The 12,445-nt window shown below is 74.0% G+C and carries 3 protein-coding genes and 2 pseudogenes; 2 read left to right on the top strand and 3 right to left on the bottom strand.

Annotated features, from left to right (window positions below; translation table 11 throughout):
* Nucleotides 1–60 precede the first annotated feature (60 nt).
* The 3 genes and pseudogenes from ACFYZ8_RS17140 to pdhA form a co-directional block, all read right to left on the bottom strand.
* Nucleotides 61–1,038: pseudogene (locus ACFYZ8_RS17140) on the bottom strand (dihydrolipoamide acetyltransferase family protein); the annotation flags it as partial.
* Between the two features lie 69 nt (nt 1,039–1,107).
* Nucleotides 1,108–2,097 (bottom strand): annotated as a pseudogene (locus ACFYZ8_RS17135) (alpha-ketoacid dehydrogenase subunit beta); the annotation flags it as partial.
* Nucleotide 2,098: 1 nt separating this feature from the next.
* Nucleotides 2,099–3,190: a pyruvate dehydrogenase (acetyl-transferring) E1 component subunit alpha gene (pdhA, locus tag ACFYZ8_RS17130; RefSeq protein ID WP_388530686.1), complete on the bottom strand. Its 1,092-nt coding sequence runs from the start codon at nt 3,188–3,190 to the stop codon at nt 2,099–2,101.
* A gap of 240 nt (nt 3,191–3,430) precedes the next feature.
* On the opposite strand from pdhA, the gene ACFYZ8_RS17125 reads away from it, so the two are divergent.
* Together ACFYZ8_RS17125 and ACFYZ8_RS17120 are read left to right on the top strand one after the other, a co-directional pair.
* Nucleotides 3,431–4,720, top strand: a complete 1,290-nt coding sequence (locus ACFYZ8_RS17125; RefSeq protein ID WP_388530689.1) for a cysteate synthase — start codon at nt 3,431–3,433, stop codon at nt 4,718–4,720.
* Nucleotides 4,717–12,441 (top strand): amino acid adenylation domain-containing protein, encoded by a 7,725-nt coding sequence (locus ACFYZ8_RS17120; protein WP_388530692.1) that lies wholly within the window; start codon nt 4,717–4,719, stop codon nt 12,439–12,441. Before ACFYZ8_RS17125 ends, ACFYZ8_RS17120 begins: the two co-directional genes overlap by 4 nt.
* Nucleotides 12,442–12,445 lie beyond the last annotated feature (4 nt).

The following is a 12,445-nucleotide window of genomic DNA, read 5'->3' as shown; positions in this document are numbered from 1 at the left end:
TGAGCGGGGCGGTATTGCGCTCCGCTCACGACGACTGTCCGAGGGCAGGCGTACCCGGAATCAGTCGGCGGTTCCCGCCTCCGCCGCCGTCCCGCCCCCGACCGCGTCCACGACATGCCGCAGGAAGCCCGCCGCCGTTCCTCCGTCGCACACGCGGTGGTCGAAGGTCAGGGACAGGGTGACGACCTTGCGCGCCTCGACCCGGCCGTCCACCGCCCACGGGCGGTCGGTGATGCGGCCCACGCCGAGCATCGCGACCTGGGGGTGGTTGAGGATCGGCGTGGCGCCGTCGACGTCGAGGACGCCGTAGTTGTTGAGGGTGAAGGTGCCGCCGGTGCGGTGACCGACCGTCAGCGCGTCCTGCCGTGCCAGATCGGTCAGGCGGCGGAGTTCCGCCGCGAGCGCGTCCAGGGGCAGCCGGTCCGCATCCCGTACGACGGGCACGACCAGGCCCTTCGGTGTCTGCGCGGCGAAGCCGAGGTGCACCTGGGGGAGGCGGACGACCTCCTGACGGTCGGTGTCGACACGGGAGTTGAACTCCGGGAACTCGGCGAGCCCGGTGAGACAGGCCCGGGCGAGCAGGGCCAGCAGGCCCACCCCACTGGAGGCCCGCTCCGCGAGCAGCGCGGTGGCGTCCACGTCCGCCCAGATCGTCACCGCGGGAGTCTCACGATGGGCACGGAGGTACTTCTCGGCCGCCGCCTCCATCGGCACACGGACTTCGGATGCCTCGACGTCCTCGACCCGGTGGCCATGTGCGGTGGCCCAGCGCTCCGGCGCCCTCGTCCCGTATCCCGTCAGCACCGCACCCGAACCGCCCTCGGACTCCGCCACGGACAGCAGCGGCGCTCCCACCCGTACGGCCTCACCGGCCGGGCAGTGCAGGGCGGTCACCGTTCCCGCGAACGGACTCGGCAGCGCCACCACCGACTTGGCGGTCTCGACCTCCGCGACCACCTGGTCGTGCGAGACCGTGTCGCCCACCGCGACCTTCCACTCCAGGAGTTCTGCGTCGGACAGTCCCTCGCCCAGGTCGGGAAGGGTGAAGGTACGACTCGCCGGAGCGGGCGGCGCGGGACGGCTGAGGGGCCGACCGGCGACCCCCGAGAGCTTGCGCAGCCCGGCGACCACTCGCGGAACCCCCGGAAGGTGCGTGCCCTCCAACAACGGTGGGGGATAAGGGATGTCCAGGCCCGTGACCCGCAACACCGGTGCGCGCAGGGCGTCGAAGCACCGCTCCTGCACCAGCGCCGCGATCTCCGCGCCCACGCCCGCGAACCCCTGGGCCTCGTGGACCACCAGACAGCGCCCGGTGCGCCGTACGGACTCGGTGAGTGTCCGGTCGTCCAGCGGGACCAGGGTGCGCAGGTCCAGCACCTCGACGCCCAGGCCGTCGGCGGCGACCTCGGCGGCGGCTGCCAGCGCGACGGCGACCGAAGGGCCGTAGGCGACCACGGTGGCGTCGGTGCCGGGGCGGCGGATCGCTGCGGTGCCGAAGGGCTCGGTGCGGGCGGGGAGTTCGGTCTCCTCCTGGGTCCAGTAGTGCCGCTTCGGCTCCAGGAAGATCACCGGGTCGGGGTCCTCGATCGCCTCGCGCAGCAGGGAGTAGGCGTCCGCCGCCGTCGCCGGGGTCACCACCTTCAGGCCCGCCGTGTGCGCGTAGTACGCCTCGCTGGAGTCGCTGTGGTGCTCGACCGCGCCGATGCCGCCGCCGTAGGGGATGCGCACCACGATCGGCAGGGCCACCCGCCCGCGGGTCCGGTTGCGCATCTTGGCCATGTGCGAGGCGATCTGCTCGAAGGCCGGGTAGGCGAACGCGTCGAACTGCATCTCCACCACCGGCCGGAAGCCCGCCATGGCCAGCCCGATCGCGAGCCCCGCGATGCCGGCCTCGCTGACCGGGGTGTCGAAGCAGCGCCGGTCGCCGAAGGTGTCCGTCAGCCCGTCGGTGATGCGGAAGACCCCGCCGAGGCGGCCGACGTCCTCTCCGAAGACCAGGACACGCTCGTCCGCGGCGACCGCGTCGCGCAGGGCGGTGTTGAGTGCCCGCGCCATCGAAGTCGTCCTCAGGGCCTGGGCGGCCGTGGTCGATGCCATCTCAGTGCCTTTCCGGCTCGCCGTGCAGTGCGTCGCGTTGGGCGAGCAGTTGGGGGGTGGGGGTGGCGAGGACGTGGTCGAACAGGGTGGAGGGGTCGGTCTCGGGCTCCCGCGCCAGACCTTCGCGCAGCCGGGTCGCGTACGCCTCGGCCTCCTCCGCGACGGTGCTGACGTCCGCGTCGCTCAACAGGCCCCGCTCGCGCAGCGCGTCCTCCAGCCGGGCGAGAGGGTCCCGGGCCCGCCAGTGCTCCTCCTCGGCGGCGGTGCGGTAGCGGGAGGGGTCGTCGGCGCTGGTGTGCGGACCGACCCGGTAGGTGTGTGCCTCGACCAGCCAGGGCCCGCCGCCCTCGCGCGCGTCCTCCACGGCGGCGGTCAGCACCGCGAGCACGGCGCCCGCGTCGTTGCCGTCCACCTGCTCCGCGCGGACGCCGTAGCCGATGCCCTTGTAGGCCAGGCCGGGGGCGGCCGTCTGGGCGGACAGCGGCACGGAGATGGCGTACCGGTTGTTCTGGATCAGGAACACCACCGGCGCCCGCAGCACCCCGGCCAGGTTCACCGCCTCGTGGAAGTCGCCCTCGCTGGTGGCCCCGTCGCCGACCAGCGCCAGGGCGACCGTGTCCGAGCCCTTGAGGCGCTCGCCGTGGGCCAGTCCGACGGCGTGGGCCGCGTGCGTGGCCAGCGGGGTGCACTGCGGCGCCGTGCGGTGGCGCGTGGGGTCGTAGCCGCAGTGGGCGTCGCCGCGCATCAGGGTGAGCGTCTCGACGGGGTCGATGCCCCGGCTGACCAGCGCGACGCAGTCCCGATAGGTGGGGAACAGCCAGTCGGTGTCGCGCAGGGCGAGGGCCGCGCCCACCTGACAGGCCTCCTGGCCGAGGCTCGACGGATAGACCGCGAGCCGTCCCTGGCGGGCGAGCGCCGTCGCCTGCTGATCGAACCGGCGTCCGAGGACCATCCTGCGATACGCCTCCAGCAGGAGTTCGGTCGAAACTCCTTTCTCCAATTCTGGAAAAAAGGAAACCGGAACCTGGGAGGGGAGCCAGAAGGAGGGGTCTGCCCATTCTGGTGCCGCCCTATGCACCGACGCATCTCCCATTTCCCACAGTCCTTTCGTCGAGGCGTGTGCGAAAGGGATGCTGTCCGCTTCCCCGACTGCCGTGCAGGGGTGGCCGGGTGAAGTGCCGTTGAACATCGATCACCCTGTTCGACCGGGTGAACGTGGAGTGGTGAGCGTCCATCAGGCGTCGCCAAACGGTCATGTGCGTGTCACCACCGCTTTCCGTGGTGCGGGTTCCAATTGACCGGCCAGACACGGCACTTCGGAAAGCGAGCGAAAATGCCCCGAGCGCTCCCGGGAACACGTCACTACACGGTTGTCTGCTCTTCATGCGGAACCCGCTACGAGGACGACGGACTCATGCTGGACTGCCGTGCCTGCCGGGAACCGGCCTTCCTGCGCACCGAGTACCACGGGGCGCACACCGCGAGCGCGACCGGACTGTTCCGCCATGCCCCGCTGCTGCCCGTGGCGCGGACCTTCCCCGGGGTGCCGGGACCGGTGGTGTACCCCGCGGAGCGGCTCGGCCGGTTGCTGGGCCTGGACCGGCTGTGGGTGGCCTTCAACGGGTACTGGCCCGAGCGCGGGGCGCGGTTGCCCACCTGTACGTTCAAGGACCTGGAGGCCTACACCGTCCTCGGACGGCTGCCCGCCGACCCGCCCCTCCTCGTCATCCCCTCGGCCGGGAACACCGCCGCCGCCTTCGCCTGGGCCGCCACCCGGTTCCGGGTCCCGTGTCTGCTCGTCGTGCCCGCACCCGCCCTGGAGCGGATGCGCTTCCCCGCCCCGCTCGACCCCTGCGTACGCATCGTCGCCCTTGACGGCGCCGCCAGCTACAGCGACGCCATCGCCTGCGCCGACCTGCTCGCCCGGATGCCGGGGCACCACGCCGAGGGCGGCGCGCGCAACGTCGGCCGCCGCGACGGACTCGGCACGGTCATGCTCGCCGCGGCGGAGGCACTCGGACGTCTCCCGCAGGTCTATGTGCAGGCCGTGGGCAGCGGCACGGGTGCCATCGGCGCCCACGAGGCGGCCCGCCGGATCCGTACCGCGGGCGAGACCCTGCCCCGGCTGCTGATGTGCCAGAACCAGCCCTTCGCCGCCCTGTACGAGGCCTGGTGCCACGGCGGACAGCCGCCCGTGAGCCGTGAACTCGAGCCGTTGGCCCGTGAACTCACCAATCGCCGCCCACCGTTCGCCGTTCGCGGCGGAGTCCGGGACGCGCTGGAGGAGAGCGGCGGCCAGGTCCGATGTACGGACAACGAGGCCGCGCTCACCGCGATGGCGCTCTTCGAGGAGACCGAGGGCATCGACATCGAACCCGGCGCCGGAGTGGCCGTGGCCGCCCTCGCGGAGGCCGTTCGCGACGGACAGGTGCGCCCCGACGAACTCGTGCTCCTCAACATCACCGGCGGCGGCCGCGCACGGCAGTCCCAGGACGTCCCCCTCGTGCCGGCCGAACCCTGGCTGAACGTCACCTGGCCGGGCGGCGAGTCGGGCCCGCACCGCGTCGCCGAGCAGGTGGAGCGCCGGCTGACGGGCGTCGCGACCGCGGGGGCCGCACGATGACCGACCGTTCTGCACCAGCCGAGGTGCCGGTGACGACCGGGGCGTCCGCGCCTGCCGACGGGCTCGCGGCGACAGGGACGTCTGTGCCGGCGGACGAGTCGTCGACGGTTGAGGCGCCCGCGCCCGCCCGCCCGCTCCGCCTGTCCGCCGCCCAGCGGTCGATGTGGTTCGGCCAGCGTCTCGACTCCGCCGCCGCAGCCGCCTACAACGTCGGTGAGTACACCGAGATCCACGGCCCCGTCGACGTCGACCACTTCCGCACCGCCCTGCGTCAGGTCGTCGCGGCGACCGAGACCCTGCGGGCCCGCTTCACCGCCGAGGGCGACACGGTGCACCAGATCGTCGAGCCGGACCCCGCCTGGGAGCCGGCCGTCGTCGACCTAGCCCGAGAGGCCGACCCCGCGGCCGCGGCCGCCGCCTGGCGGCAGGCCGACCTCGCGGTGCCCTTCGACCTCGAACGCGCCCCCCTCTTCCGGTACGCGCTGCTGAGGCTCGGCGACGAGCACTGGATCTGGTACCACTGCTACCACCACATCGCCGTCGACGGATTCAGCTGCTCCCTCATCGCGGCCCGCGTCGCCGACGCGTACACGGCCCTCGCCGCGGGCGCCGCGCACACCCCGCCCGCGGCGCCACTCGCTCCACTGGTCGAGGCCGACGAGGCCTACCGCGCAGACGACCGCCGTACGGCCGACGGCCGCCACTGGGCCGGCGCCTGCGCCGACCGCCCCGACCCGGCCGGCCTGTGCGACCACCCGCCCCGGGTGACCGACGGCTTCCTGCGCAGGACCGGTCAGCTCGCCGACGCGACGGGCGACCTGGTCCACGCCGCCGCCGCCCACGCCGGCACCCGCTGGTCCCGCGTCCTGATCGCCGCGACCGCCGCCTATCTGCACCGGCTCACCGGAGCCCGGGACGTCGTCCTCGGCCTCGCCGTCACCGCCCGCGAGAGCGACACCGAGCGCGCCACCCCGGGCATGGCCTCCAACGTCCTCCCGCTGCGGCTGTCCGTACGCCCCGACACCTCCGCCCACGACCTGGTGCGCCAGGCCGCCGCCGTCACCCGCGACCTGCTCGCGCACCAGCGGTACCGGGGCGAGGACCTGCGCCGCGAGCTGGAGTGGCCCGGCGGCGACCGCAGGTTCTTCGGTCCCGTCGTCAACATCATGGCGTTCGGGCCGGAGCTGAGGTTCGCCGGTCACCCGACCACCCGCCACAACCTGTCCACGGGCCCGGTCGAGGACCTCGCCGTCAACGTGTACGAGCGGGCCGACGGCAACGGCATCCGCATCGACCTCGACGCGAGCGCGGCCTGCTACACGGAGGCCGAACTCGCCGCCCACCACAGCAGGTTCACCCGTTTCACGGAACACTTCGCGGCCGCCGTGCCGGGTCCCGGCACCCCCGTCGGCCGAATCGAGGTGACCCTGCCCGAGGAGTCGGCAGCGGCCCGGTCCGACGGCCGGCTGCCCCGGAGGGCCACGGGCACCGTGCCCGCTCTCCTCGCGGCCCAGGTCGCCGCGACGCCCACGGCGACGGCCGTCGTCTGCGGCGAACAGACCCTCACCTACGCGGAGTTGAACGCCCGCGCCAATCGCCTCGCCCACCGTCTGCGGCGCCTCGGTGTCCGCCCGGAGGATCGCGTCGCCGTCCTCACGCGCCGCTCCGAACACCTCGTCGTGGCCCTCCTCGCAGTCCTCAAGTCGGGCGCCGCCTACGTCGGTCTCGACCCCCGCGCCCCGGCCGCCCGCACCCACCGGATCCTGGACGGAACAGCGACGGCGGTCCTCCTCGCCGACGGGACGACGGCCGCGGCCCTCCGGGCGGACGGCACCACACCGTCGTACGACTGCCAGGTGGTCCTGGCCGACGACCTGCCCTCGCTCGCCACCGAGCCGGACACCGACCCCGAACTCCCCCCGCACCCGGACCAGTTGGCCTACGTCAGTCACACCTCCGGTTCCACCGGGACCCCCAAGGGCGTGGCGGTCACCCACCGGGACGTCACGGCGCTCGCGACGGACAGCGGCTTCGCGGGCGGAGCGCACACGCGGGTGCTGGTCCATTCGCCCGTCGCCTTCGACGCCTTCACCTACGAGCTGTGGGTCCCGCTGCTGGCAGGCGGCACCGCCGTGGTCGCGGGCCCGGACGAGGACGTGGACGCGGCGGCGATCAGGCGGCTGACGCGTCGCCACGGGCTGACCGCGCTGTGGCTGACGGCCGGGCTGTTCCGGCTCGTGGCGGAGGAGGACCCCGGCTGCTTCACCGGGCTCCGCGAGGTCTGGGCCGGCGGCGACACGGTCCCCGCCGCCGCCGTCCGCGCGGTCCTGGAGGCCTGCCCCGGCCTGACCGTCACCAACGGGTACGGCCCCACCGAGACCACCACCTTCGCCGCCACCCGCCCCTGCCCGGGAGCCCGGCCGGTACCGGATCCGCTGCCCATCGGCCGGCCGCTCGACGGCATGCGGGCCCACGTCCTCGACGGCGCCCTGCGGCCCGTGCCGCCAGGCACGGTGGGGGAGTTGTACCTCGCCGGACCCGGCGTGGCCCGCGGCTATCTGGGCCGTCCGGGCGCCAGCGCGGAACGCTTCGTGGCCGACCCGTTCGGGTCGCCCGGCGGGCGCATGTACCGCACGGGGGACCGTGTACGGCTGACCCCCGACCGCGAACTCGCCTTCCACGGAAGGGCGGACGACCAGGTCAAGCTGCGCGGCTTCCGCGTCGAGCCGGGGGAGGTCGAGGCGGCCCTCGCCGGGCACCCGGACGTCGGGCAGGCGGTCGCCGTCGTGCGCGAGGACCGGCCCGGGGACCGCGACCTCGTCGCCTATGTCACCGCCACCGCGGGCACGGAGGCGGACGCGCTGCGGGAGTACCTCGGCGGGTTCCTGCCCGCCTACCTGGTGCCTTCCGCCGTCGTCGTCCTGGACCGGCTGCCGCTGACCGCCAACGGCAAGGTGGACCGCGCGGCCCTGCCCGCTCCGGTGCGCACCGGCCGGGACGGGGCCCGTGGCGCGCGCACAGCCCGGGAGGAGGTGCTGTGCGCGCTGATCGCCGACGTCCTCGGTCTCCCCGACGTCGGCCCCCAGGACGGCCTCTTCGCCCTCGGCGGCCACTCCCTGCACGCCCTGCGGCTCGTCCACCGCATCCGGACCACGCTGGGCACCGACCTCAACCTGCGGGACGTCTTCGAAGCGCCGACCGCGGCCGCCCTGGCCCGGCTGGTCGCCTCCGCCGAACCGGCCCGCCCGGTACTCCCGCTGATCAGGGGCGCCGAGGACGAGGAGGCCCCGCCGGCCTCCGCCCAGCGGCGTCTGTGGTTCCTGCACCGCGCCGAACCGACCGGCGCCGCCTACCACATTCCCCTCGCCGTACGACTGACCGGCGCACCCCTGGACCGGGACGCCCTGCGCGCGGCCCTGGCCGACGTGAGCGGCCGGCACGAGATCCTGCGCACCGTCTATCCGGACACGGACGGCACCCCGCGTCCCCGGGTGCTGGCCCACGCGGCCCCGGAGCTTCCCGTCCAGTCGGTGGCAGAGGCAGAACTGCCGTCCGTGACAGCAGAGTTGGCGTCCCACGAGTTCCGTCTGGCCACCGAGGCACCCTTCCGTGCCCACCTCCTCGCCGTCGGCTCCGAGGATCACGTCCTCCTGCTGGTGCTGCACCACATCGCCGCCGACGGCTGGTCCCTCCAGCCGCTCCTGCGCGACCTGGCCACCGCCTACCGGGCCCGAGTCGCGAAGCAGGCCCCCGACTGGGCGCCGCTGCCGGTCCGCTACCAGGACTACGCGCGCCGGCAGCGCGAACTCCTCGCCGGCGACCGTGACCGGCAACTCGCCCACTGGCGGCGGACCCTGGCGGGCCTGCCCGACGAGCTCGCGCTGCCCGTCGACCGGCCCCGACCGGCCCGGGCCACCCATCGGGGCGGCGACATCCCGGTGCGCTGGGACGCGGACCTGCACCGGCGGCTGCGCGACCTCGCCGCCGACCGGGGCGCGACGGTGTTCATGGCCGTACAGGCCGGGCTCGCCGCCCTGCTGACCAGGCTGGGCGCGGGCACCGACATACCGCTCGGCACACCGGTCGCGGGCCGCCCCGACGAGGCCCTGGACGACCTCGTCGGCTGCTTCGTGAACACCCTCGTGCTGCGCACCGACACCTCGGGCGAACCGACCTTCCGGGAACTCCTCGACCGGGTGCGCGAGACCGACCTCACCGCCCACGACCACCAGGACCTGCCGTTCGAGCAGCTCGTCGAAGCCCTCAACCCGTCGCGCTCACTGGCCCGGCACCCGCTGTTCCAGGTGATGCTCGCCTTCCGCCCGACCGCCTCATGGCGTCTCGAACTGCCCGGCCTCGACGACCGCGCGCTCGCGGTGGAGACCGGCGCGACCAAGATCGACCTCACCTTCAACCTCGGCGAGCACCGGGCACCCGACGGCACCCCGCACGGCATCGAGGGCACCCTCCAGTACAGCGCCGACCTGTTCGACCGCCACACGGCCGAGGCGCTGGCCGCCCGCCTGGAACGGCTGCTGCGGGCCGCGCTCGACGCGCCGGACCGGAAGATCGGCGATCTCGACGTCCTCGCACCGGACGAACGCCGACGTCTGCTGTCCGATCTGACCGACACCGCGCGAGCCGTCCCGGACACCACGTTTCCCCGCATGTTCGAGCAGCAGGCGGCCGCTACGCCGGACGCCCTCGCCGTGACGGACGCCCGCACCTCGTTGACGTACCGCCAACTCGACTCCCGATCCGGTGACTTGGCGCGCGTCCTGCGCGAGCACGGCGCCGGTCCCGGCCGGGTGGTCGCCTTCGCGCTGCCCCGCTCGGTCGACCTCGCGGTCGCGGTCCTGGCCGCCCTCAAGGCGGGGGCCGCCTATCTCCCGCTCGACCCGGACCACCCCGCCGAACGCACGGCCCACCTCCTGGGCGACGCCGACCCGGTCTGCGTCATCGCACGGCAACCGGTCGACCCGGGCCGCCCGCACGTGAGCCCCGACGCCACACCCACCGATCCCACGGTCGCGCTCCCCGCGGCCAGGCCCGCCGACCCCGCCTATCTGATCTACACCTCCGGGACCACCGGTCGCCCCAAGGGTGTGGTTGTCGAACACCGCAACCTCACCACCTATGTGGCCCGCTGTGTCGAGGCCTACCCGAGCCTGCGCGGCACCTCGCTGCTGCACGCCACCATGACCTTCGACGCGACCGTGACCACCCTGCACGGAGCGCTCGCCCTGGGCGGCCGGGTACACATCGCGGCCTTCCACGAGGCGGGCGCCACCGAGGTGCCCGGCGGCCACAGCTTCCTCAAGGCCACCCCCAGCCACCTCCCGCTGCTGCCCGCGCTGCCGTACGACCTCTCGCCCACCGAGGAGTTCATGCTGGGCGGCGAGGCCCTGGTCGGCGAGGCGCTGCGCGCGTGGCGCCGCGACCACCCCGGGGTACGGCTGGTGAACCACTACGGGCCCACCGAACTCACCGTCGGCTGCACCGACCACCGCATCGAGCCGGGCGAGGAGCTGCCCTCCGGGCCGGTGCCCGTCGGCCGCCCCATGTGGAACACCCGCGTCTATGTACTCGACTCACGTATGCACCTGGTGCCGCCGGGCGTCGGGGGCGAGCTGTATGTGGCCGGAGACCATGTGGCCCGCGGCTACTGGAGGCGGCCCGGCCTGACCTGCGAGCGGTTCGTCGCGGACCCCTTCGGGCCGCCCGGCGAGCGCATGTACCGCACCGGGGACCTGGCCGTGCGCCGCGTCGACGGGGTCCTGGAGCTGCGGGGCAGGGCCGACGGGCAGCTGAAGATCAGGGGGCTGCGGATCGAGCCCGGCGAGGTCGAGGGGGCACTGACCGGCCACCCCGCCGTCACCCAGGCCGCGGTGGTGGTACGCGAGGACACACCTGGCACGCGGCGCCTCGTCGGCTATGTCGTCGGGGCCGCCGTCGGCGACCTGCACGAGATCCGTGCGCACGCCGCCCGGAACCTGCCCGCGCACATGGTTCCCGAGGCGCTGGTCGTCCTCGACGCACTCCCCATGACCCCCAACGGCAAGCTCGACCGGGCCGCCCTGCCCCCACCCGGCACCCACTGCCCGGCGGACGACAGGGAGCCGCGCACCCCGCAGGAGGAGACACTGCGCGCCCTCTTCGCCGAGGTGCTCGGCCGGGACGCCTCCGAAGTCGGCCTGGACACCGGCTTCTTCGACCTGGGCGGCGACAGCATCACCTCCATCCACCTTGTCAGCAGGGCCCTCGCGGAGGGGCTGCGCCTGACACCCCGGGACGTGTTCGAGCAGCGCACGGTCGCGGGCCTCGCGGCGGTGGCCGCCTCCGCGCCGACCGCTCCCGCGGCCGCACAGGACGCACCGACGGGCGAACTGCCGCTGACACCCGCCCTGCGCCGGCTGGTCGAACGCGGCGGCCCCATCGAGGCGTTCAGCCAGTCGATGCTGCTCGTCACGCCGGAGGACGCCGACGAGGAGCGCCTGAGCAAGGCCCTTCGGACGGTGATCGACCACCACGACGCCCTGCGACTGCGCCTGAACGGCGACGGTACGGCCGTCATCCCGCCCCCCGGCACCCTGGACGCCACCCGCCTGCTGGAGCGGGCCACCGTCCTGGATCTCCACCGGCCCGCGCCCCGACTCGATCCGCGCACCGGCGATCTGGTGCGCGCGGTCTGGTTCGACGCGGGCCCCGGCCACCGCGGGCGGCTGCTGCTGACGGTCCACCACCTCGCCGTGGACGCGGTGTCCTGGCACCTCCTGCGCACCGACCTCGCGGCGGCGTGGCGGGGCGAGGAACTCACCCCGCAGGGGACGTCCTTCCGGGCCTGGGCCCGTCTGCTGGAACGCGAGAGCGTGTCGAGATCCGCCGAACTCGACCTGTGGAGAGAGACGCTGGAGGATCCCGACCCGCTGCCCGGCGTGCGACCCACGGACCTCGTCGGCCAGATGCGGCACCTCACCCGGCAACTCCCGGCCTCCGGCCTGCTCACCGACGTCCCCACCGCGTTCAACGCCGGGCCGGAAGACGTCCTGCTGGCCGCCCTCGCGACCGCCTTCGCCCGCCTGCGCGCCCGGCCGGTGCTGCTGCTGGACATCGAGCGGCACGGCCGCGAGGAGATCGCGGACGGTGTCGACCCGACCCGGACGGTCGGCTGGTTCACCAGCGTCGTACCGGCCCGCCTCGATCTGCGCGGGCTCGGCCCCGAAGACCCGGCGCGGATCCTCAAGACGGTCAAGGAACAGCTGCGGGCGGCCCCCGACCACGGTCTCGGCCACGGCCTGCTCCGCCACCTCAACCCCGAGACGGCCGCCGTCCTGGCCGAACTCACCACCCCCCAGATCGGTTTCAACTACCTGGGCCGCAGCACCCCCGGCTCGGACACCCCCTGGTCGCCGGCCCCCGAAACCCTGCCCGGCGCCGCCCTCGGCGCCGCCCACGACCCGGCGCAGCGCGTCGCCCACGGCCTGGAGATCACCGCCGTGACCGACGCCGACGGCACCCTCACCGCGACCTGGTCGTGGGTGCCGCGCCTGTGGTCCGAGAACGGGATACGCGCCCTGGCCGACGGGTGGTTCCAGGCCCTGACCGCCTTCGAGGCCACCGGCACGGGCGGCGGGCACACCCCGTCCGACCTGCCCCTGGTGTCCCTGTCCCAAGCGGAGATCGACGAACTCGAAGCCGAGTTCGGAAGCGAGTGGAGGTAACCCA

The sequence above is a fragment of the Streptomyces sp. NPDC001668 genome (assembly GCF_042893155.1).
Lineage (GTDB): Bacteria > Actinomycetota > Actinomycetes > Streptomycetales > Streptomycetaceae > Streptomyces.
The sequence above is the reverse complement of the archived record's forward strand: the minus strand, read 5'-3'. Positions and strand labels throughout refer to the sequence as shown.

Coding starts and splice junctions, on each gene's coding strand:
- pdhA (WP_388530686.1), bottom strand. CDS start 3,190: ATGGGAGATGCGTCGGTGCATAGGGCGGCACCAGAATGGGCAGACCCC.
- ACFYZ8_RS17125 (WP_388530689.1), top strand. CDS start 3,431: ATGCCCCGAGCGCTCCCGGGAACACGTCACTACACGGTTGTCTGCTCT.
- ACFYZ8_RS17120 (WP_388530692.1), top strand. CDS start 4,717: ATGACCGACCGTTCTGCACCAGCCGAGGTGCCGGTGACGACCGGGGCG.